At 40.3% G+C, this 22,932-nt stretch carries 17 protein-coding genes and 1 pseudogene; 15 read left to right on the top strand and 3 right to left on the bottom strand.

The genetic code is table 11. The annotated features are described in order from the left end of the window. Nucleotides 1-72 precede the first annotated feature (72 nt). Nucleotides 73-1,995, top strand: coding sequence for a threonine--tRNA ligase (thrS, locus tag LXM54_RS23235; protein ID WP_233317894.1), 1,923 nt, complete (start codon nt 73-75; stop codon nt 1,993-1,995). An 81-nt stretch (nt 1,996-2,076) separates the two neighbouring features. Here the strand turns inward: thrS and LXM54_RS28100 are convergent, their stop codons facing one another. Beyond that, nucleotides 2,077-2,202, bottom strand: a complete 126-nt coding sequence (locus LXM54_RS28100) for a hypothetical protein (RefSeq protein WP_267913469.1) — start codon at nt 2,200-2,202, stop codon at nt 2,077-2,079. Between the two features lie 187 nt (nt 2,203-2,389). On the opposite strand from LXM54_RS28100, the gene LXM54_RS23230 reads away from it, so the two are divergent. Beyond that, nucleotides 2,390-3,403, top strand: a complete 1,014-nt coding sequence (locus tag LXM54_RS23230) for an asparaginase (RefSeq protein WP_233317883.1) — start codon at nt 2,390-2,392, stop codon at nt 3,401-3,403. Nucleotides 3,404-3,444: 41 nt separating this feature from the next. On the opposite strand, the gene LXM54_RS23225 is transcribed toward LXM54_RS23230, so the two are convergent. Further along, on the bottom strand, nt 3,445-4,650 hold the full coding sequence (locus LXM54_RS23225; RefSeq protein WP_233317881.1) for an MFS transporter: 1,206 nt from the start codon (nt 4,648-4,650) through the stop codon (nt 3,445-3,447). A gap of 237 nt (nt 4,651-4,887) precedes the next feature. On the opposite strand from LXM54_RS23225, the pseudogene LXM54_RS28620 reads away from it, so the two are divergent. The 3 genes and pseudogenes from LXM54_RS28620 to LXM54_RS23215 form a co-directional block, all read left to right on the top strand. Continuing rightward, nucleotides 4,888-5,925: pseudogene (locus LXM54_RS28620) on the top strand (cache domain-containing protein); the annotation flags it as partial. After that, complete coding sequence (locus LXM54_RS28615; RefSeq protein ID WP_442780534.1) at nt 5,920-6,867, top strand: methyl-accepting chemotaxis protein; 948 nt, start codon at nt 5,920-5,922, stop codon at nt 6,865-6,867. The pseudogene LXM54_RS28620 and the gene LXM54_RS28615, both read left to right, overlap by 6 nt. Nucleotides 6,868-7,085: 218 nt before the next feature. Beyond that, nucleotides 7,086-8,645, top strand: coding sequence for a histidine kinase N-terminal 7TM domain-containing diguanylate cyclase (locus LXM54_RS23215; protein WP_233317876.1), 1,560 nt, complete (start codon nt 7,086-7,088; stop codon nt 8,643-8,645). Nucleotides 8,646-8,676: 31 nt separating this feature from the next. Here LXM54_RS23215 and LXM54_RS23210 read toward each other — a convergent pair whose 3' ends face one another. Continuing rightward, nucleotides 8,677-9,879 (bottom strand): MFS transporter, encoded by a 1,203-nt coding sequence (locus LXM54_RS23210; RefSeq protein WP_233317874.1) that lies wholly within the window; start codon nt 9,877-9,879, stop codon nt 8,677-8,679. A gap of 331 nt (nt 9,880-10,210) precedes the next feature. Between LXM54_RS23210 and LXM54_RS23205 the strand changes: the two genes are divergently transcribed. The 10 genes from LXM54_RS23205 to LXM54_RS23160 all read left to right on the top strand — a co-directional run bounded on the left by LXM54_RS23205 (nt 10,211) and on the right by LXM54_RS23160 (nt 22,928). Then, the gene (locus tag LXM54_RS23205; RefSeq protein ID WP_233317871.1) at nt 10,211-11,170 is read left to right on the top strand and encodes a S8 family peptidase; all 960 of its coding nucleotides are present in this window, start codon (nt 10,211-10,213) and stop codon (nt 11,168-11,170) included. Between the two features lie 143 nt (nt 11,171-11,313). After that, entirely contained in the window at nt 11,314-12,240 is a 927-nt protein-coding gene (locus LXM54_RS23200; RefSeq protein ID WP_233317870.1) for a TRM11 family SAM-dependent methyltransferase, read from the top strand. Nucleotides 12,241-12,346: 106 nt separating this feature from the next. Beyond that, the gene (locus LXM54_RS23195) at nt 12,347-15,523 is read left to right on the top strand and encodes a DEAD/DEAH box helicase (RefSeq protein ID WP_233317868.1); all 3,177 of its coding nucleotides are present in this window, start codon (nt 12,347-12,349) and stop codon (nt 15,521-15,523) included. A gap of 22 nt (nt 15,524-15,545) precedes the next feature. Then, nucleotides 15,546-15,830 (top strand): DUF3219 family protein, encoded by a 285-nt coding sequence (locus LXM54_RS23190; RefSeq protein WP_233317866.1) that lies wholly within the window; start codon nt 15,546-15,548, stop codon nt 15,828-15,830. 20 nt (nt 15,831-15,850) lie between these two features. After that, complete coding sequence (locus LXM54_RS23185) at nt 15,851-16,846, top strand: LLM class flavin-dependent oxidoreductase (protein ID WP_233317863.1); 996 nt, start codon at nt 15,851-15,853, stop codon at nt 16,844-16,846. A gap of 288 nt (nt 16,847-17,134) precedes the next feature. Then, complete coding sequence (locus LXM54_RS23180; RefSeq protein WP_233317862.1) at nt 17,135-18,901, top strand: sensor histidine kinase; 1,767 nt, start codon at nt 17,135-17,137, stop codon at nt 18,899-18,901. Then, nucleotides 18,880-19,665, top strand: a complete 786-nt coding sequence (locus tag LXM54_RS23175; RefSeq protein ID WP_233317860.1) for a response regulator transcription factor — start codon at nt 18,880-18,882, stop codon at nt 19,663-19,665. The genes LXM54_RS23180 and LXM54_RS23175 overlap by 22 nt, the downstream gene beginning before the upstream one ends. Nucleotides 19,666-19,796: 131 nt before the next feature. Next, on the top strand, nt 19,797-21,074 hold the full coding sequence (locus LXM54_RS23170; RefSeq protein WP_233317891.1) for an extracellular solute-binding protein: 1,278 nt from the start codon (nt 19,797-19,799) through the stop codon (nt 21,072-21,074). Between the two features lie 60 nt (nt 21,075-21,134). Further along, complete coding sequence (locus LXM54_RS23165) at nt 21,135-22,013, top strand: carbohydrate ABC transporter permease (protein WP_233317859.1); 879 nt, start codon at nt 21,135-21,137, stop codon at nt 22,011-22,013. A gap of 18 nt (nt 22,014-22,031) precedes the next feature. Further along, complete coding sequence (locus tag LXM54_RS23160; protein WP_233317857.1) at nt 22,032-22,928, top strand: carbohydrate ABC transporter permease; 897 nt, start codon at nt 22,032-22,034, stop codon at nt 22,926-22,928. The last annotated feature ends 4 nt before the right edge of the window (nt 22,929-22,932 follow it).

The following is a 22,932-nucleotide window of genomic DNA, read 5'->3' as shown; positions in this document are numbered from 1 at the left end:
AACGCACTCGTCCCTTGTTAGAGGGATGAGTGTGTTTTTTTATACAAATTTTTAATAGGAGTTGATTGATTGATGAAGAATCAATGTATCAGAGTGAAATTTCCGGATGGGAAATGGAAGGAATATAAAAAAGGAGCTACAGCAGGGGAGATTGCAGAAAGTATTAGCTTAAGTTTGTGCAAAAAAGCAGCAGCGGCAAAAATAAATGGTCAGCTGCTAGATTTAGCTACTCGACTGGAGGAAGATGCCGAGCTTTCGATTATCACTGTTGATTCTATCGAAGGGCTAGGAGTTTTGCGCCATACTGCTGCACATATTATGGCACAGGCATTGAAAAGATTATATCCATCTGTCGAGTTAGCAACAGGTCCAGTCATTGAAAATGGTTTTTATTATGATGTGAAAAGCGAGGTACCGTTATCACTTGGTGACTTGTCAGCTATCGAAGCAGAAATGAGGAAAATCATCGACGAAGATTTGCCGATTGAGCGTATCGAAGTTTCCTTTGATGAGGCAGAAAAAATTTGGCGCGAAAGGAAGGAATCCTACAAGTTAGAATTATTGAGTGCAATACCAAGCGATGAAATCATTTCCATTTATAAGCAAGGAGAATTTATGGATCTATGCCGTGGTCCTCATCTTCCGCAAACAGGGATGTTGAAGTTTTTTGCGTTAACAAATGTTTCTGGAGCCTACTGGAAGGGAGATAGTCAGAATGAAGCCCTTCAGCGTGTATATGGAACAGCATTTGCTCATAAACAGGACTTAGCGGATTATATGCACTTTTTAAAAGAGGCAGCGAATCGGGATCATCGTAAATTAGGGAAGCAGCTAGGCTTATTTATGTTTTCTGAAGAAGCTCCAGGCATGCCGTTTTATTTGCCTAAAGGGCAGCGGATTCGCAATGAGCTGGAAAAATTCTCAAGAGAATTGCAGCAGGAATCGGACTATGAGGAAGTACGCACTCCTTTTATGATGAATCAAAGACTATGGGAACAATCAGGACACTGGGATCATTATAAAGATAATATGTATTTCTCTGATGTCGACAATCAATCCTTTGCACTGAAACCGATGAATTGTCCTGGTCATATGCTTGTTTACAAAAATAATTTATATTCATACAGAGATTTGCCAATCAGGCTAGCTGAGTTCGGCCAAGTTCATCGCCATGAATACAGTGGCGCCTTGAACGGGATGCTTCGAGTCCGTACATTTTGCCAAGATGATGCCCATATTTTTGTGCGGGAGGATCAAATTCAAACAGAAATCAAAGACATAATTGCGCTGATTGATAAAGTATACAGCACATTTGGATTTGATTATAGTGTGGAGTTGTCAACAAGACCGGAGGATTCTTTAGGAGATGACAGCCTTTGGGAAGCGTCAGAGCATGCCCTTGAACAAGTGCTGGATAATTTAAACATCAACTATGTGGTAAATGAAGGCGATGGAGCATTTTATGGACCGAAGATTGATTTTCATATTAAAGATGCATTAAACAGAAGTCATCAGTGTGCGACAATTCAGCTTGATTTTCAAATGCCGGAAAAGTTTGATCTTGTCTATATAAATGAAAACAATGAAAAGGTTCGGCCAGTTGTTATTCACAGGGCAGTTTATGGAAGTCTGGACCGATTCTTTGGCATTCTAATTGAACATTTCAAAGGAGCTTTTCCAGTTTGGCTTGCACCACTCCAAGTGAAAATCATTCCCGTTTCACATGTACATCTGGACTACTGTTTACAAGTTCAATCCGCCTTGAAGCAAGCTGGTATTTGTGTTGAATTAGATCAGCGGGAAGAGAAGCTAGGCTATAAAATCCGAGATGCCCAGCTGCAAAAGATTCCTTATATTCTTGTATTAGGTGACCAAGAAGCGCAAGCAGGAACTGTAAATGTCCGCAAGTTTGGCAGCAGGGACATAAAGGAGCAATCGCTCATGCAATTTATCGATGCTGTAGGCAAGCAAATAAAAGATAGAAGCTTATCATAATTTCATAAAAAAAGCCTGTCTTGCTAGTCTATACGACTAGTTTGACAAGGCTTTTTTTATATTTCAGGCAAAGAAGTATCTTTAAACACTTGGAACCGCAAACAGCTTCAAAAAGCCGTTCAGCTTATAGGCAGAATGATTTAATAAATAATCTAATCTCGTTCGCAGCCTGATAATTGTATAGATAATGGTTACAAGTATCGCCAAGAAAATCCCTCCTGAATATGGTTCTGCCATTTAATTATGGCTTTTTTAGTGTTTCAACATATAAAAATATTATTCGTACCAATAAATTAGAGAGCAAAGAAGAATTTTTATAATATTTCGACACAAAAGAGTGAGCTTGTATTAAAATGACTATACACAGGCATTAGAGAATGGAGGCGTATGGAAGGTGGAAGCACCGATTTTAGTATATAGAGGCACATATATTGAAAGCACACATGATATTCATATAGCTGTAGTCAATAGAGATGGAGAATTGATTTACTCCTATGGAGATCCGAACAGATTGACATTTCCACGGTCATCCATGAAACCGTTCCAGGCTATTCCCCTTATAGAAACTGGTGCAGCAGACCGCTTTGCTTATGATGGTTCTGCACTTGCACTAAGCTGTGCTTCACACAGCGGTGAGAGCTATCATCGCCACACTGTCCTTGATATTTTAGACAAGCTTGGTTTGAAGGAAGATGCCCTCCAATGTGGGACACATACACCTTGGGATATGGCGAGCTATAAAAAATTACTAACAGCAGGCAAAGATGTTACACCAGTTTACAGCAACTGCTCTGGCAAACATTCTGGCATGCTGGCAACAGCGGTCCATATGAACGAAGACATTGCATCCTACCGCGAGATTACCCACCCTGTTCAGCAGCGGATTCTTGAGGCAATCGAAGCAGTATGCTCCTATCCAAAAGAGCAAATCAGAATCAGTGTGGACGGATGCGGGGTGCCTGTCCATCAACTGCCTTTACTACATGCAGCACTTGGTTATGCGAGGCTTGCCAAACCTGATGCTTCAAACAAAAGAGAAGGCGCTCTTGAAAGAATAAGGGATGGGATGATAAATTATCCGGAAATGGTTGGCGGAACGAAACGGTTTGATACAGATTTAATGAAAGCATTTGGAAATCAGATTGTTTCAAAGGCAGGAGCAGAAGCGGTTCAATGTCTTGGTTTAACGATGGAGGGAATCGGCATTGCTGTTAAAGTGGAAGATGGAGGGACAAGAGCTGTCAGTGTTGCCACAATGGAAGTGCTCAGGCAGTTAGGGGTAGGTAATGAGCAAATTTTTAAACAGCTGTCTAAGTATATAGAAGCGCCTGTTTATAATGCAAGGAAGGAAAAAATCGGCGCAGTGAAAGCGAACTTTGTTCTTAAGAAAACGCAGGGAGAAATATAAACAAACAAGGAGACAGGATGCCCCTGTCTCCTTGTTTGTTATTATTTGCTTTGTGCTGGTGCTGCTGATCGAAGGAAGAAGGATACCCCAAGACCAATCAATAAAAACACACTAAGAATGATGAAAGACATTGTCAGCATTCCTGTTTTTAACAGCTGTACAGATACGATTGGACCAGCACTTGCTCCAAGAAACAGAATGAAAGCATTAAATGAGATAGCTGTTCCTCGCGCATTGCCTGCTTTTTGGCTGATTAAAGATATAATGACAGGTGAAACTACTGCAATTCCGGTCACAAACAAAACACTCATAATGACAACTGCAGGCAGAGAGGTGCAAAAACCTAACAAGAATAATCCAGCAGCGGAAAGGCCAAGGCCAGCTCTCATGACGTTCAATGCCCCAAACCGCTTGGAAATGGATCCGACAAAAAAAGCAATAAGCATCCCAATAATTCCAACTGCTCTTACATACAAAATCTGGTCACTAGATAAACCGAATTTCGGAGAGGATAAATAGCTGCCCAAAATAGTGTACATACCAACTAATGTAAATAACAGCATGAACGTAACCGAGAAGCAAAGCAGGAGCTGTGGCTGATAAAACAGCTTTTTTATCTGCTTAAACTTGCTCCAAATATGCTCGGTTGATTTTTCCTGCTCCTCTTTCGGCAGAGCTATAATGACAAGCACTGCAGAAAACAGATAAACAACACCTAAAATAAGAAAGATTGCATTCCACCCGAGCAGTTCATTAATAATGCCGCTAAAAAGCTGCCCGATGATGCCGGCCATCAATAATCCAGTACTGATAAAGCCAACGACTGTGACCCTTTTATTAGGTGGAAACATTTCGCCTGCATAAACAAGGGAAATGGGTGCAAATGCAGCAGCAACAAGTCCTTGTATTGCCCTTAAAACCACGAGCGCATGATAGGAATGGACAAAGCCAATCATAAATGTAATAACAGTTAATACACTGATGCTGACTACCATAAGAACCTTTCGTCCATATTTATCGGAGATAGGTCCATACAGTAAGCAGCCAAGAGCATAACATAAAGAAAACGAACTGCCTATCCAGGATGTCTGGTCTAAAGTAATGTGGAATTCCTCTGAGAAGACGGAGGTTAAGGGAATGGTAATGTACATACTTGTTAACAAGGTAAGTCCGCACCAAAATAGAATAAATGTTATAAAGGGATAATTCCTTTTTTGACTTGCCTCGTTAATAATTGCGTGACTCAATTTCAGCGCTCCTTTTATTGTTAGTTCTCTCCTAAAGATGAGGAGATGATGAAATCCATCTGATTATATAGCCTTTCTAAAAGGTATGCAATGATAGGGATTTTATCCGAGTTCTCAAAGAATGAATGATTACCAGAGACTTAATAAAAGAAATAGGAATATTTTCTTATATATTTGCCAAATTACTTGTCGATATAGGGGGTAGAAAGATATAAAAAGTTAAGGGCAGGAGACATCATGGGGAATTTAAAGAGAATAAAGAAGATGAAAATGACGATTCAAAAGAAGCTATTAATCACCTTTTTGCTGTTAGTCATTATACCTGTACTAACAATAGGAGCAGTCTCCTATTTCAGTGCAAACAAGGCGATTTCAGACCAAATCTCGTATGCATCAGAGGCGAGTGTAAACTTGTTAAACGAATATATAGACAGTACAGTAGAGCCAAAGGTGAAAGATGCTGAATTTTTTGCTGAAAACATTGCGGTAAATAAAAACAGCGTAAAAGAGAATTCAGATTTACACAAACGGCTTGATGAATATGCATCCCTCCATCCCGAGACTGCCAGCATCTATGTAGGCACGGCGAATGGAGAGATGATTCAATACCCAGTTAAAAAGCTTCCGGACGGTTATGACCCAAGGGAAAGAGATTGGTATAAGAATGCAGACCCAACAACAGAAACAGTGATTTCTGATGCTTACTTATCAGCTTCCGGAGAAATGGTTGTTACCATCTCCAAAAAGCTTGCTGATGGATCTGGTATCCTTGGCATAAATTTAAAGGTTGATTCGATAAAAGAAGTTGCCCAAAAAGTGACAATCGGTAAAGAAGGCTATGGCTTTATCCTTGGGAGGGGAAAACAATATATTTATCACCCATCGAAAGAGTCCGGCTCTGAGGCAAAAGACAGCTTCATGTCTGCACTGTATGAAAGTGAATCAGGACATCAAAACTATGAGCTTGATGGTGAGCTGAAAAGCATGGCATTTACAACGAACAAATTAACTGGCTGGAAAATTGCCGGGACGATGTATAAAAGTGAAGTGGATAATGCATCAGCATCTATTGTAAAGTCATCGTTAATTATTCAGATTTTTGCTATCCTAGTTGGCATTGCTGTTGCAATTCTTGTTACACGTTCAATCATCCGCCCGCTTCAGAAGCTGAAGAATAGTGCACAGGTTATCAGCAAGGGAGACTTAACAGCGCCGATTGAAGTGTCTTCACATGACGAAATTGGCGAGCTTGGCACAGCATTTTCCGATATGAAGGAATCACTGCGGGGGCTGATTTCACAAGTAGATTCAAATACAGAGCAGGTGGCAGCAGCAGCCGAAGAGCTGTCAGCAGCTTCAGAAGAAACAAAAACAGCAACTGTTCATGTTGCCTCCTCTATTCAACAGATTGCAAGTGGTGCAGAGGTGCAGACTACTGGCATGGAAAAAACAGCAGCAGCTATTGAAAAGGTAGGACAAGGCATAAATACAATTTATAATAATGTGGAAATGGTCAATAAGGAAGCAAGATTGACAGCAGATCATGCAATAGAGGGCGGAGAGTCTGTCAAAAAAACAGTGGACCAAATGACCACTATTTATAACCATGTGAGCGAATCAGATCAAATGATAAAATCATTAAACGATCGCTCTAAGGAAATAAATGAAATAAGCAATGTAATCAGCGGAATCGCTGAACAGACAAACCTGCTTGCACTTAATGCCGCAATTGAAGCAGCAAGGGCTGGAGAGCAAGGCAAGGGATTTGCTGTCGTGGCTGAGGAAGTAAGAAAGCTTGCAGAACAGTCGCAAACATCTGCTAAACAGATTACTGGTTTGATTAAAGATATTCAGACAAGTACAGAACAGACTGTTGATAAAATGAAGCAGGCTGCTGAAAGTGTTGAAACAGGAATCGAGGTTTCACAAGAAGCAATCGTCAAGTTTAATGCCATTATTGAAGGAATCAAAAATATGGCACCAAAAATGGACGAAGTCTCTCATATCGTTAAAGGTGTTAATGGAGAAATACAGTCCGTCACTGCGACTTCATTTAACTTAGCAAATATCGCGAAAGAAAACACTTCTGCATCAGAAAGTGTTGCAGCAAGCACAGAACAGCAAATTGCTGTCCTTGAGGAAGTTACAGCTTCAGCTAAATCACTTGCAAACATGTCAGAGGAACTGCAAGAGCTGATCCGCAAGTTCACTGTGTAATTAGGTAAATAAATCCAATTGTTGGAACGGTTTTTCTTTCAGCTAAGAAAAGCTGCTGTACCAATGATAAGACCGCTTTTGTCACAAAACAGAAGCGGTCCTTTTTTTCTATCCTTATTGCCGGGATATAGAATATAATGGAGAAAGGAATGCATCGCCATAAGGAACCAAAAGGCTGTTGCACCAATCTTTAGAAAAGATGGAGAAGAAAACTTAAAATGTCAAATGAATTATTCCTTTTTTCCTTTATTGATATTTGCGGTGGGTTATTGAGCGCTTTGCTATGCATTTACGCCTTTTTTAATATACGCCATGCTCCTGGGGGCATCTTCTATATTTTAGGGACTTTTTGTTGCTCGCTGTTTACGTTCTTTTATGTTTTTGAACTGAACAGTCAATTACTAGAGCATGCAAAAATCTGGCTGCGACTAGAATATTTAGTTTTGCCCTTCATCCCTGTCTTTACATTATTTATGTGCATGGAGTATGTCGGAGTAAAGTGGAACCGGCATTTGTATTACTTTTTTTTCGGTCTGCCACTGCTGACAATACTTGTTCACTATACAAATGATTTTCACCATTTTTACTATAAATCGATGAGTATGGACACATCTGGACCTTTCCCTGTTTTGAGCTTAGAAGGAGGACCATGGTTCTATGTTCATTCCTTTTTCCTGTATGCCTGTGTGTTAGGGAGCATTGTCCTCTTGCTTGCGCAATTTAGAAAGGGCAGAGCAAGCCGCTTTAAGTGGCAGATAGCCACGATGACTGCAGGACTGTTTGTGCCTGTGCTAGGGAGTGTTTTGTATTTAACTGGTTTAAGTCCAAATGGCATTGATTTAGGACCAATATCAATGAGCATCTCTTTTATTTTCCATGGTGCCGCCATTATATCCTTGCAGATGTTCAGCGTTGCACCAATTGCTAGAGAAAAGGTGTTTGACAGTATGGAGGAAGGGGTTTTAGTTTTAAACCATAACAACATAATTGTTGATTTTAATCCAATTATGCAGCAAATGGTGCCGAAAATCAGCCGTGCCATTGGCAAATCGATTAACGATATCCTCAAGGACAGTCAAACGCTGTTAGGTATTATCTCTAAAGGAGAAAAGCGCGATTATAAACAGGAAACTGCTTATGGAGATATTCATTATCAAATTAAATTCACCCCAGTGTTGCACAGAAGTAAGCATCTCGGTCAAATCATCACATTTGTAGATGTGACAGATAGAATACATCTGCAAGACCAGCTGAAGGCAATCGCAAGCATAGATGGGTTAACAGAGGCTTATAACAGAACCTTCTTTCTGCAAAAAACGGAAGAGCTGCTCGATAAGGGGTATTTGAAAAGCTTGAGCATCATCATGTTTGATGTGGACTATTTTAAAAAAGTAAATGATACTTTTGGTCATAAAGCAGGAGATACCATCCTAAAGCAAGTGGTTAAACTGGCTAAAAAGCATATGAGAAGATCTGATATTATTGGCCGGTATGGCGGTGAGGAATTTATCATCTGTCTGCCTGATGCTTTCATGCAGGAAGCAATTGTTATTGCCGAAGCAATTCGCAGAGAAATCGAAAGAACACACGTCGATGTAGATGGAAAAGAAATCAAGGTGACGACAAGCTTCGGTGTTGCAAGTGCTGCTGCTAACGACCCAAAAAACAGCAAGCTTATCGCCTCCCTTATGGATGAAGCCGATATGGCACTATATACAGCGAAAAATAACGGCAGAAACTGTGTTCGGTCATTTGAAGACCCAGTTGTCATTCACTAAAAAATGTATCCTGTTAACAGGATACATTTTTTTATGCAGGGCTTTTCTGCCGATATATTTGGCTTGCCCACAACAAATACATTCCCCCGAAGAAAATATATAAAAGCCCATTGGCCGCACCTAATGCTCGCGGTTCAAATACTTCAAGCAGCAGACCTGTAACGAACATGGATAAACCTAAGCTTGTATTGCCGATTGTGGCAGATAAGGCAAAATAACTTCCTTGGTGCTTTTGCGGCACGGTTTTCATCACAACTGTATCAAGCAATGCATTTCCGACACCTCCAAAAACCGTCAATATCCCAAACAGGACGGCAATCATTGCAAACGAGTTCACCTGGCTTACAATCAACAGAATAATTCCCTCAATGATCATCGCGAGATAAGCAAACAATAAGAAGTTTCCCTTAATTAATCGAGTGAAAAAGGGGCTGATAATAAAGCCAACTCCCAAGACGCTGTATAGAATGCCTACTCCTAGATCTGCAGCAGGAAAGGTGTCTATCGCATAGATGCTTATAAGGACATTTTCTATCCCGTTAGCTAAAGGTACAAAAATATCAGCACTTAACAGCATGATAAATAAGGAGGAAGAGAAAATTACGGCTATAAGCTGATTACCTTTCTCCTTCGTTGCTGGCTGATGAGCTGTATGCCGAACAGCATCATCTATTTTTGCAATTCTGCTTATAAATGCTGCTGCAGTCAAGAAGGATAAGATATTGACAAAAAAGGCAGCTTTTTGGCCAAATAGCAGGGAGATGATTCCGCCGGAAAATGCGCCGATAACAAGGACGAAGCCCAACTGGACTTGTTCCCACCCGTTTACTGCTTTCATACTTTCCCCATTTATTAGTGCTGGAATGCTTGCCTTCCGCACAGGCGCATAGAGGGCTTCACCGCTGGCCAAAAGAAACGAGGCAACATAAATAATCCATATATCTTCTTTGCTGTTTACAAATAGAAAGGATATGGCAATGAAAGCCCGGACTATGTCTGTATAAAGCAAAACTTTTTTTCGAGACCATTTATCAGCAACCATACTGCTAAGTGGCCCAAACAGTAAGAATGGCAGCATGCGCAAAGCCAGAGTTATGCCTACAGACATACCTGATGCAGACAATTGTAAAAGAAGCGACAGAGAAGCTACTTGACTGAATCTGTCTCCGATGCCATTGATAAGGCCAGAAAAAAACAACTTCTGATATTCCTTTTCTTGCGACAGAATAGACATGATTGATCACCTTCTAATTAGATTGATATCTAATTAGATGATAATCTAATTTAAGTAACTTGTATAGATATAATGATTAATAAATTTAATAGCAGCCATAAAGCCTTATCTTTCATCCGGAAATTTTTTACTGCATTCCCCTCCAAAAGCCTTGCTGTTCCTAGTAATTGTTGGGTTTTTGGTGATTCATTTCTAGTAGGGGAGGATGACAGCATCCGTATATTTTCGCGAAACATGTGTTCTTATATGAGTCGAAAGGCACTTTTTATGAATATACTAAATTGTTAAACTATTTGGTGTAAACTACTAATCCTACAGGAGGGATCATATTATGAGACCAGAAGTGAAGGTAATACCTTACAAAGTGGAGCAAGTGGTACAAATGGCGAATGAGGTGCCGACAGGAATTCAGCAAATTCAAGCACCTGCATTATGGAACAAATCAAAAGGAAAGGGTATTAAGGTTGCAATCCTTGATACAGGCTGTGATACGACACATCCTGATTTGCAGGAACGTATTATCGGCGGCTATAACTTTACAGACGATGATAATTCAAATCCAGATATTTATAGTGATTATAATGGACATGGCACACATGTAGCCGGAACAATTGGAGCAGTGGAAAACAACGATGGAGTGGCAGGTGCTGCACCACAAGTGTCTCTTTTAATCGTAAAGGTTCTTAATGGACAAGGTTCAGGGCAATATGATTGGATTACTAACGGAATTCATTATGCAATTGAACAAAATGTTGATATTATTTCCATGAGTTTAGGAGGACCGGATGATGTCCAAGCACTTCATGATGCTGTGAAAAGGGCGGTTGACAACCAAATTTTGGTCGTTTGTGCGGCTGGTAATGAAGGAGATGGACGTGAGACGACTGAAGAGCTGGCATACCCTGCAGCATATAATGAAGTAATTAGTGTTGGTTCTGTCGATTTTACAAGAAACTCCTCCGAATTCTCCAACTCTAACAGAGAAGTGGACCTTGCTGCACCTGGAGAAAATATTCTGTCCACATATCCAGGCGGCCAATATGCCAGACTTAGCGGTACATCTATGGCAGCACCTCATGTAAGCGGCGGACTTGCCCTAATTAAGGCAATTGCAACGGATGAATTTGACAGACCTCTGACAGAACCGGAGCTGTATGCACAGCTCATCAAACGGACTGTTCCACTAGGATTCTCTCCAAAACTGGAAGGGAATGGGCTTCTTTATTTAACAGCCCCAGAGAAGCTCGCAGAAGCAATCCAGTCAAGTGTGACGAAAATGCTGTCTGTCTGAGTATGATAGAAAACAAGACGCTTCCTTTACGGAAGCGTTTTTTTTGTTGGCAGTCAGAAAGAAGTTTAAAGCAGCTGTTTAATAGTAATACATCTCTAAGTCCATTATAATAGCAACATAAAACGTAAAATGAGGGTTATTAATTGAAAACACAAGAATTTATATACACGATTTCTTATCACGAGGATGAGGCAGATGTTTGCCAGCTGGAGATGCGCTCGCTTTTTTCAGCAGAAAATATTACGAATTTCGTGGAAAGCACACTCGAAATTGATCCAAGCAGGAGCCCGTTTATCAAGGGAAGAATCGATATTAAAGCAGCAAACGAAAGCTTTGAAGAGCTGCTGAAAGATGTTCAGAAAATCGGACTGGAGGAAGACTCCTATAAAGTTGTGTTTATTAAAGGAACTGGAAATATTCCCTTTACCGAGAGAAAAAGAATGGAAAGAGTCGCAGGCGCTTGTATTAAAGGTAATGTGAATCTGCATAACCCTGACAAAATATATGCCATTATGTTTGGCAATGGCCGCTGGATATTTGGCGATTATCAGGAAAGCACATCCGTTTGGCTTGCACATCAAGGCAAGCCGAATCAATATTCAACAGCGTTAAGCACAAGATTGGCAAGAGCTGTTGTCAATATTGCCGTACCACATCCTTCAGGAACTAAGGCAATTGATCCTTGCTGTGGTATCGGAACGGTGCTCATCGAAGCATTGTCAATGGGTATCGATATAGTTGGCAGTGATATAAATCCACTTGTTACAGGCAAGGCACGAGAAAATATTGCTCATTTCCAACTGAACGGAGAGGTTCTGTTACAGGATATCAAGGATGTGACAGGAAAGTATGATGCCGCTATTATTGATATGCCTTATAATCTTTGTTCTGTTCTTCCATATGAAGAGAAGCTGTCTATGCTTAAGAGTGCAAGACGATTTGCGAAAAAGGCTGTTATCGTATCAATTGAAGAAGTAGACGATGCAATTCTTCAAGCAGGATTTACAATTGTCGACCGCTGCATTGCTAAAAAAGGCAATTTTAAAAGGCATGTTCTAGTATGTAGCTGATGGTTATTTTTGGTGGTGCACAATGTTTGTTGCCTATATCTCTACAGTGTTAGAATAAAAAATATAATATATAAGTTACCCTAAACTTGAAGAAGGAGAAAGCCAAATGAATGTAAAGCTTACGAAAAACATCATAAAAGAAATGTGTGGCAATGTCTCCTTCAAGCGAGGGGATTCTTTTGTGAGAAATAAAAAAGTCACATTTCAACTCTTTCATTCACATACATGCAAAGCGATTGTACATGGAGCAGATGATTTTATGGTGAGTATAAAAGCAGATGCTGCAGGGAAATTGGAGGCAGAATGCTCTTGCCCCAAACTGGCGTCCTTTCAAAAGGACTGTCAGCATGTGGCCGCTGTTTTGCTTGCTGTTTATGAGCAGCAGCTGAAAAAAACTGCTCCGCAAGTGGTGCAGGGTGGTGAAATGCTCGCAATGGAGCTTTTGTCCATTTTTGATGGTGCGCCTGCAAGAAAGAGCGCTCATCAGCGCCATTTTGAGAATCGAGATATTCAGAAGGCTGAGTTTATTTGTCATGTAACGGAGTCTCACGGGAAAAGAATAACCTTTGCAGTTGAAATGACCATAAATGGCACAGCCTTGCCGGATATTTATGCGTTTTTACAGGCATGGAAAGTAGGAACCCCTTATACAGATGGAGAAATTTCCTATAATCCAGCTACACAATGCTTTTTGAAGGAAGCCGATGATGTGTTAAGCGGGCTGTTTGCAATCGGTGAGGATGAAAAAGTCAATCAGACAGCAAGCGGTGCCGGAATTGCAGGAGAAGAAAGACAGCTGTTGTACTTATCGCCTTCTTCCTGGCCTACTGTTCGCCGCCTGCTTTCGAAGGCACCATATGTACAATTACAGCATAGAGGCGAGTTATTTTCTGATTTCCGCCTTTCCAACAACCAGCTGCCGTTAACATTCTCATTCGAGCATGAAAACTCAGGTTCCCATAAGCTTGCTATAGCAGGAATGAACCATATAGAATTACTGCCCTTATATGATTCGGTAGTAGCAAACGGAATAATATATGAATTAGACAGCCAGGATATGCAAAGGCTGTCCGAATTAAAAGGCATGCTGGAGCAGACTGGCACAAATCAAATTCCAATCCGCCCGAACCAGGCGGAATTTTTTCTTGAAAAGGTAGCGCCTAATTTAAGAAAACTCGGCAAGGTGAATATAAGCAGCCAATTTGTGCGGACGCCGCTTGAAGCAAAGCTGTATTTGGACCGTGTCAACAACCGGCTGTTAGCAAGCCTGGAGTTTCACTATGGGCCTGTAATGCTTAATCCTGTTGAAAACAGGGATATACCTGCAAAAGGCTTTTTTGTCAGGGAAGAAGAAAAGGAAAATGAGATCCTTAAAATCATGAAAAACAGCTCGTTTGCACAAACTGACAGCGGCTATATTCTTTATAATGAAGAGCTAGAGTATGAATTCTTATATAATACTCTCCCAGAGTTGAAGAAAATGGTGCAAATATATGCAACAACAGCAGTGCGCAACCGAATCTTTAAAGGCAACAGCTTCCCGAAATTCAGAGTGAAAATAAAAAAAGACCGCATTAATTGGCTGGAATTTAAGTTTGAAATGGATGGCGTACCAGAAAGAGAAATTAAAGAGCTGCTGTCTGCACTTGAAGAAAAACGAAAATACTACCGGTTGAGAAGCGGATCACTCTTGTCTTTACAGACTAGAGAATTCGAACAAATCCAGCATTTTTTAAAGTTTCCAGAGCTAGAGCTGAAGGAGGAAGTTGATATTTTTGAACTTCCCGTTACAGAAGGTTTGCCGTTATTTTCAGATGGAGAGCAGGGCATTATCGAGCTGGACAAATCGATGAAAGAGCTTATGCAAACAATCCGTCAGCCAGAAAAAACAGACATTGAAGTGCCTGCCAAGCTGCAGCAAGTCTTGAAAGAATATCAGAAAACAGGATTTAAATGGATGAAAACCCTTGCTAAATATGGGTTTGGAGGAATATTGGCAGATGATATGGGGCTTGGGAAAACATTGCAAAGCATCACATTTATCGCCTCAGAGCTTTCCAATATCAGAGAAAGAACACAGCCTGTATTGGTAGTTTGTCCATCATCCTTAACATATAATTGGCTTCAGGAAATAGGGAAGTTTGCTCCTGATATTCAAGCACTTGTGATTGACGGCGCTGCTGCTGACAGGAAGCAGCTGCTGAAAGAGCTTGCTGGCATTGATGTTGTGATCACTTCTTATCCGCTGCTGCGCAAGGATATTCATTTGTATGAAACAATCGCCTTTCATACGGCATTTTTTGATGAAGCACAAGCCTTTAAGAATGCAGGGACACAGACGGCAAAGACAGTGAAGCGAATTCGTGCAGACCAGCGCTTTGCCTTGACAGGAACTCCGGTGGAAAACTCACTTGAAGAGCTTTGGTCATTATATTATATTGTTTTTCCGCAGCTGTTCAGAACATTGAAAGAGTATGCGAATTTGTCGAAAAAACAAATCTCGCAGAGAATTAAGCCATTTTTGCTGCGCCGTCTTAAAGAGGATGTCTTAATGGAACTCCCTGGTAAGGAAGAATGGGAGGAAGCTGTTGATTTGCTGCCAGAACAGAAGAAGCTTTATGGTGCATATTTAGCAAAACTTCGCCATGATACACTTAAACATCTAGATAAAGCAACACTTCGAAAAAATCGCATACGAATTTTAGCAGGTTTGACGAGATTGAGACAAATCTGCTGCCATCCTGCCTTATTTGTCGACGGCTATAACGGTAAATCGTCCAAGCTGGAGCAGCTTATGCAAATCATAGAGGAGTCAAAGCAGGCAGGCAGGAGAGTACTGATTTTTTCTCAGTTTACTAAAATGCTCGAATTGATTGGAAGAGAACTCGCAATAGAAGGTCTGCCGTTCTTTTATCTGGACGGAAACACTCCCTCTGAAGAGCGAGTTGACTTGTGCCGCCGCTATAACGCTGGCGAAAGAGATTATTTTTTAATCAGCCTGAAGGCAGGTGGAACAGGCCTCAATTTAATGACAGCAGATACAGTCATCCTTTATGATACTTGGTGGAATCCTGCTGTTGAGGAGCAGGCTGCTGACCGCGCCCACCGGATTGGTCAGGAAAACGTCGTCCAAGTAATCAAGCTGTTAGCAAAAGGAACCATTGAAGAGAAAATACATGAGCTGCAGGAAAAGAAACGGCATTTAGTCGATGAAATAATCAATACAGACGAAGCGGTGCTCTCTTCCATTACGGAAGAGGAGTTGCGAAGCCTGCTTCTGTGAAAAAACGAAGGGAATGGTAGAAATGGCAAAACAAATCAAGCTGGATGATACTATAATCCAAGTAAAAAGCTATACAGAAGAGATCCAAAATGATCTGCATTCAATCAAAATTATATTTGATGTAGCAAGCGACGATTATCATGAAATTACTACCCTTCTTTATAAAGGAGCATTCCATGTTACAGTCGCAGAAAAAGATTTAGCATTTCACGCTGCTATCCAGCAATATTCCACCTCTATAACCAATCTATATGAAAAAGGAAATACAGGTGAATTTACGTTAACTCTACTCGAGACAAGGAACTAACTTAGAAAGAAGGCATCGCCATGAGATTAGGAATATTAGATCAATCGCCGATTTCCACTAATCAAGAGGCACAGGATGCTTTAGCTGCCTCTGTTAAATTGGCGCAAGCCGGAGAGGAATTTGGATATGTTCGATATTGGCTTGCTGAACACCATGATTTGCCAGGCCTTGCTTGTTCGGCACCAGAAGTGATGCTGAGCTATATCGGCGCTAACACAAGAACCATCCGCATCGGCGCTGGTGCGGTGCTGCTACCTTATTATCGTCCGTATAAAGTAGCAGAAGTGTATAACATGCTGGCAACCTTAATGCCCAATCGCGTTGATTTAGGAATTGGACGGGCACCAGGAGGTTCTGCAGAAGCAAGCAATGCATTATCCCCAAACTTCCTCCAGCAGGTTTGGGCAATGCCTGACAGCATAAAGGAGCTGCTCTTATATTTGGATGATGAATATAGTACAAATAATGAGCATGCAACATTATCAGCAGCACCAGTTCCGAAAATCCCGCCTGTACCATGGCTGCTTGGCACAAGCAAAAAAAGCGCAATCTTAGCAGGCCAGCTAGGGCTTTCCTACACATTCGGCCATTTTATGAGCGATAAAGACGGCCCGGAAATTGTCCGGCAATATAAAGCTGCCTTCAAGGAACGAAAAGAGGGACAAAAAGCAGGAACGATTGTCGCCGTAGCTGCCTTTTGTGCAGAAACTACAGAAAAAGCGGAAGAAATCGCCTTAAGCTCCTTCATATGGTCACTGCAAAGAGCAAAAGGAGCAGGAGAAGGAGTCCCTTCAATTGAAGAAGCAAAAGCATACAAGCTAACCGATGAAGAAAGTCAAACACTTGCTTCCATGAAAAATAAAGCTGTTATTGGGAACCCGAAAGAGGTTAAAGAGCAACTTTTAAGCTTAAAAGAAGCGTACGGTGCAGATGAAATCATGATTGTCACAATCACATATAATCCAGTTGATAAGATCAATTCATACAGATTGATTGCAGAGGAATTGTTATCTTAAGAAAAGGAGGCGCGTTAGTTTCGCGTCTCTTTTCTTTTTTTGTCCAGCTAATTTTCTGGCTGAATTATGATACTCTCTATATCCTCCTGCTTGAAAAGATAGTATAATTCGGATTAAGAAAGGGCTTACAAAAGATTGAAGAAGCAGAAAGCTAAACTTAATAATAAATAGATTTGCCTAGTTTGTATATTGGATAAACTAAGTAGGTTAGTAAACTTGTAAAGGAGAGAGGAAATAATCAATTACGGCTTATAAGTGGAAGAAACTTCGCAAATAAGGGGGAAGTATATGCTTAGGTTGTTAAAAAACTGGAATACGATGCGAAATCAAATATTAATTGTTTTTCTATCTGTCATGTTTATTGTGTTATTAATTGTAAGTATCTTAATATTCAACCAAGTATCGTCTCTGTTAAAAAACAACGCAGAAAAACAAATCAAACAAGTGGCTGTGGAGGCTAATGGAAGACTTGAATCACTGTATGAGCAGATTAACATGGCTTCAAAGCTTGTTGTTACAAACGACAAAGTGCAAAAGCTGCTGACGAAGGAATATGACAAAAAGGAAGTGCCATTTTTAGAGCTGCAGCAATTGATGGGAACAGTTAACACCATTACAGCAAACTCTGATGGCATTTTTTCGTTCCAGCTTTTCACGAATGAAGAGCATCGTATCCTGCCTCTTGATGACGCAAATGCTCCCCTTAAATTAAGGGATATCTGGGTGGAGATGGCAAAGAGAGAAAAGGGAAGACTAGTTTGGATCGGTGAGGATCCGAATGACCCTAATTATTTTCTTGCAATCAGAAGAGTTAATTTAATGGACAGGAATTATGCAAATGGCGGATACATCCTCATCAGCATTTATAAAGAGTATTTTCAGTTCGTCAACAAGGATTTAACTAATAAAACAAACCAGTATTCCTTACTGCTTGATAAGTCTCTTGAGCCGATTATAACCGATTATGATAAGCCGCTTCCGTCCATCATACATAATGAAAAATCAACTGTACAAATAAATAGTCGGGATTATATGGCAACAAGAGAGGTATCGGAAATCACTGGCTGGACAGTCCTTATCTTAACACCTGTAACTGCCTTAACAAGCGGAATTTCTGTTCTCCGTTCAAGTATCTTAATCTCAGGGTTGATTGGTCTGCTCGTTTTTTTTATTTGCTCGTTATTTCTGTCTACCATTATTACAAGACCAATAAACAGGCTGACAGAAACGATGAGACATGCTAGTAGTGAATCTCTTGCGTTAAACCCAAAGTTGCCCTCTGTTAACGAAATAAATGAATTGAATAGTACCTATAACCAGCTTGTGAATGAGACAAACCATTTGATAAAAATGGTATATCAAAAGGAAATTATCAGAAGCCGCAGTGAATTGAAAGCTATTCAAGCACAGATTAACCCACATTTTCTCTTTAATACGTTGAATGCCCTTCATTGGTCGCTGGAGGACAAAATGGAGGATGAGCTTGCAGAGACTGTCGTTGCAATGTCCAATCTCTTTCGTTATACAATTACGAACAGTCCAGATGACGAATGGGTTTACTTGAAGGATGAACTAAATCATATCAACGATTATATGGAAATCATGAAAATGCGCTTCGGAGACGATTTAAAATGGCGCATAGAGATGGATACAGTATATGAACTGGTTAAAGTGCCTAAATTCTTGATACAGCCATTAGTAGAAAACTCTGTTATTCATGGTGCAGGAAACAAAATAGGAGTTTGCACCATTATCATAACTGTTACATTAGCAAGCAACAGACAAGGTTTGTTGGTTACTGTAGAAGATGACGGTATGGGAATCACCGAAGAGAATCTAGAGAAAATCAAGACAGGGATGGACATTGGAGGGATTACCTCCATTAACGGCAAAGGAATGGCGATTTCTAATGTCCATAAAAGGCTTAAGCTCTATTATCAGGAGGATGGACAGAAAGGACTGGAAATAAAGAGTAAGCGAAACAAAGGGACAGTTGTTTCCTTTGAAATTCCGATTGTAGGGGGAGACCAGGAATGTATACAAAAACTATCCTAATTGTTGATGATGAACCAATGGCAAGGCAGGGAATAAAGAGGACGCTTGATGCTTGGGCAACTGAAGAATGGCAAATACTTGCTGCATCAAATGGGATTGAAGCGATTGAGCTTGTCAAAAAACACAAGATTCATATATTAATAACAGATATTCGTATGCCCCAAATTACCGGCATTAAACTTTTGCAGGAAATAAAAGTACAGAACTTAACACCTGTAGCTATTGTCATCTCTGCCTATTCTGAATTTGAATACGCACAGGAAGCACTCCGTTTAGGTGTCATTAATTATTTGCTCAAGCCTGTCAGCAAAAAGAAATTGATTGATGCAGTGGAAGATGCCATCCAAAGAGAAACAAAGCAAACAAGAGCAGAGATAATGGAAAAAGTTATGGACGAAAAACTCCTCAAAATCAACATGAAAGAAAACACAGCAAAGGAACCAGTCAGAGAAGCTGTCCGCTATATTGACAAAAATTTAAAGACAGAGCTGAGCTTAAAGTTAGTTGCTGAGCATGTCCATTTAAATCCAAGCTATTTAAGTGTCCTTTTCAAGGAACAGATGAAGGTAACTTTCAGTGAATATATAACAAGACGCAGAATTGAACATGCTAAAGAAATACTGATTGCTACTAATCAACCAATCACAGATATTGCGGAGGAATGCGGCTATAAAACTTCTAAGTATTTCATTAAGATTTTTCGTGAGTTAGAAGGTGTCACACCAAGCATGTACAGACGGACAAATAGTGTAAGAGCTTTCTAAAAAAAGTAGTATTATTCCTAATGACAGTGACCTTTCAGGGCAATAAGTAAAGGTGGTAGACTAACTAGTGTAAAGAAACTAATAAAAAAGGGGGCAATACAGTGTTTAGACGCAAATCTATTTTCGTAATAATGTCCATTTTCATGATAGTTGTCTTAGCATTAGCAGGTTGTTCTTCGTCTACAAATGAAAGCGCTTCAAGCGATGGAAAAACCGTCATTAAATTTATGCATCTATGGCCAGAAGGATCTTCAAAGGCACAGTACACAATCGTCAATAACATCATCAAGCAATATGAAAAGGATCATTCAGATATAAAAATCCAAACAGAAATTCTTGGAAATGAACAATACAAGGATAAAATCAAAGTTTTATCCGCGTCAAACGAACTTCCAGACGTTGGGGTAACATGGGCTGCTGGCTACTTAAAGCCTTTCGTGGAAGGAAATATGCTTGCACCATTAGATGATAAAATCGAAAGCGATTTTAAAGATTCGTTTGTTGCAGGGACGACAGAAGCATATGCAGTAGATGGAAAAACATATGGTTTGCCACTAGAGCTTAATATTACACCAGTCTACTATAACAAAGAAATCTTCGAGAAATACAATCTTGAAATCCCAGAAACATACGATCAGTTTTTAGAAGTAGTAAAGACTTTAGTAGATAAAGGGGTTACACCTATTACGCTTGGAAACAAGGACAGATGGACTGGATCGATGTGGTATATGTATCTTGCTGACCGTATTGGCGGGCCAGAGGCATTGGCTAATGCCATTAACCGGTCTGGAAGCTTTGAAGATCCAAGCTTGCTTAGTGCGGCTGAGGAAGTGAAGAAGCTAGTTGATATGGGAGCATTTGTGAAAGGCTTTAATGGTTTATCAAATGATGAGGCAAAAGGCTATTTCATGAATGAACAGGCAGCCATGTATTTGATGGCGACTTGGGAATTGCCGAACTACACAACAAGCCCTGATGTAACGGATGAGTTTAAGGAGAAGGTGGGCTACTTCAAGTTTCCGACATATGATGGCGGTAAAGGAGATATCAACAGCTATGTAGGCGGACCTGGAGTCGGGTTGTTTGTGTCAGAGAACTCAAAGGTGAAGGAAGAAGCAAAAGATTTTGTTTCCTATCTTGTCAAGGAGTGGGGCAAGCATTCAGTCACAGATGCTGGAGTGATTCCTGCTACTGTTGTTGACACTTCCAATACAGACCTTGACCAAATGTATATTGATATACTCAATGATTTAGGCACTGCTTCCAACTTGACTTTATATGCAGACGTACAAATGAGTTCAAGTGTTGCACAAGTCCACTTGGATATGATTCAATCCTTGTTTGGCGGTCAGGCAACTCCAAAAGAATTTGTGAAGAAACAGGAAGAAGCTTTAGCGGAAGAAGAGTAAGCAAGCGGGGGCAATTTCTTTTTGCCCCTAAACTAAAGTCAAAGGAAGGAGGAATAGGTAATGAAAACAGTCATGTCCAATAAAATCGCGATTTGCTTATACGTGCTGCCTGCCTTGCTCCTAATACTTGTGCTGATATATATTCCGATTGTCCTGACAGGTTATTACGGGCTGATGGATTGGGATGGCATCGGGGCAATGAAATTTATCGGGCTGGATAATTATGTACAGCTCATAAAGGATAAGATGTTCTGGACCAGTACGTATCATTCTGTCTTATTGGCTTTATTTTCAGCAATAAGCCTAATATTCTACTTAGTCATTTCTATTATCCTTGCCAGCAGGATTAAAGGAGCAAATCTGCTTCGGAAAATTTATCTAATTCCAATGCTGTTATCGTCTGTTGCGATTGCCCAGCTGTGGCTGAAAATATTTGATCCGACAAATGGGATGCTTAATAAATTGCTAGAGCTGCTCGGTGTAGAAAATACACCAATATGGCTGGCAGATCCTAATCTTGTACTTATCGCTATCTTTGTTCCGATTATTTGGCAATATGCAGGCTTTTATATCATTATCTACTATGCCGCATTAAAAAACGTGCCGGAGGAAGTGATTGAAGCGGCAAGAATTGATGGTGCAACACCATTGCAGATAGCCTACAGAATAAAGCTGCCGCTCATTTCAGGTGTTATTAAAGTAACGATTGTCCTCGCCATTGTCGGCTCCCTAAAATATTTTGACCTTATTTATGTCATGACAGGAGGCGGACCAAACGGCTCCAGTGAAGTTATCGCATCCTATATGTACAAAGAGGCCTTTAAGACATATAACTTTGGCTATGGCAGTGCGATTGGCTTTGCCTTACTTATCTTATGCCTTGTTATGACATGGCTTATCCAAAAATTAACGGCATCAAAAGACGATGTCCAGTATTAAGAAGGGAGGAGTGAAGATATGAGTGAAATTACAGCACAAAAGAGAACGAAGACCATTCCTCACACTTCGCCTAAAACAAAAGGCTCGATAAGCTCGAAAGTAGGCTTTGGGTTTCTTTATCTGATTCTAGGTATTATTGCTGTATTTCAAATCTATCCGCTAGTTTGGCTGTTCTTTTTTTCCTTGAAAACAAACCAAGAAGTATTTGGTTTATCTCCATTTGCTCTGCCGAAGGACCCGCAATGGGGTAATTACGTAAAGGTCTGGACACAAGGAAATATCAGCCTGTATTTCTTTAACAGTGTTTGGATAACGGTTGTAGCAGTAATGTTAACTGTAATCTTAGCAAGCTTTGTCACCTTTGCGATCACAAGGATGTACTGGAAACTAAGCAAGCTTGTTCTCGGACTGTTTATGGTAGGCATTATGATTCCATTGCATTCCACACTTATTCCATTATTCAGCTTCTTTAACAACTTGCATCTAATTGATAATCCTATCTCCATCATTATTTCATATACGGCTTTTAATCTGCCATTAACAATTATGATTCTATTAGGCTTCTATCAAACACTTCCTAGAGAAATCGAAGAGGCAGCCGTGATGGATGGCTGCTCCATACACAGAATCTTTTTTCAAATCACCTTGCCAATGACCACCCCCGTCATGGCAACAATCATTATCATCAACATGATTTATAACTGGAATGAATTTGTATTCGTAAATACTTTTATCAGTTCAGATAAGTGGAAGACATTAACGGTTGGTGTCAATAATTTCGTCGGTCAATATTTGACAGATTGGGGAGCGATTGGGGCAACGTTAATGATCAGCATTATTCCGATATTAATTGCGTTCATCGCATTGAGCAATCGTATTGTTGAAGGATTGGCAGCAGGTTCTGTCAAAGGATAAAAAA

The organism is Bacillus sp. Au-Bac7, from assembly GCF_021341655.1.
Classification (GTDB): Bacteria; Bacillota; Bacilli; order Bacillales; family Cytobacillaceae; genus Niallia.
Note: the sequence above shows the minus strand (reverse complement) of the source record. Positions and strands in the feature narration are given on the sequence as shown.

Excerpts from the sequence above, each read along its gene's own strand:
- thrS (WP_233317894.1), top strand. The coding sequence starts at position 73 with ATGAAGAATCAATGTATCAGAGTGAAATTTCCGGATGGGAAATGGAAG.
- LXM54_RS28615 (WP_442780534.1), top strand. The coding sequence starts at position 5,920 with ATGAAGGAATCACTGCGGGGGCTGATTTCACAAGTAGATTCAAATACA.
- LXM54_RS23215 (WP_233317876.1), top strand. The coding sequence starts at position 7,086 with ATGTCAAATGAATTATTCCTTTTTTCCTTTATTGATATTTGCGGTGGG.
- LXM54_RS23210 (WP_233317874.1), bottom strand. The coding sequence starts at position 9,879 with ATGTCTATTCTGTCGCAAGAAAAGGAATATCAGAAGTTGTTTTTTTCT.
- LXM54_RS23205 (WP_233317871.1), top strand. The coding sequence starts at position 10,211 with ATGAGACCAGAAGTGAAGGTAATACCTTACAAAGTGGAGCAAGTGGTA.
- LXM54_RS23195 (WP_233317868.1), top strand. The coding sequence starts at position 12,347 with ATGAATGTAAAGCTTACGAAAAACATCATAAAAGAAATGTGTGGCAAT.
- LXM54_RS23190 (WP_233317866.1), top strand. The coding sequence starts at position 15,546 with ATGGCAAAACAAATCAAGCTGGATGATACTATAATCCAAGTAAAAAGC.
- LXM54_RS23185 (WP_233317863.1), top strand. The coding sequence starts at position 15,851 with ATGAGATTAGGAATATTAGATCAATCGCCGATTTCCACTAATCAAGAG.
- LXM54_RS23180 (WP_233317862.1), top strand. The coding sequence starts at position 17,135 with ATGCTTAGGTTGTTAAAAAACTGGAATACGATGCGAAATCAAATATTA.
- LXM54_RS23175 (WP_233317860.1), top strand. The coding sequence starts at position 18,880 with ATGTATACAAAAACTATCCTAATTGTTGATGATGAACCAATGGCAAGG.
- LXM54_RS23170 (WP_233317891.1), top strand. The coding sequence starts at position 19,797 with ATGTCCATTTTCATGATAGTTGTCTTAGCATTAGCAGGTTGTTCTTCG.
- LXM54_RS23165 (WP_233317859.1), top strand. The coding sequence starts at position 21,135 with ATGAAAACAGTCATGTCCAATAAAATCGCGATTTGCTTATACGTGCTG.
- LXM54_RS23160 (WP_233317857.1), top strand. The coding sequence starts at position 22,032 with ATGAGTGAAATTACAGCACAAAAGAGAACGAAGACCATTCCTCACACT.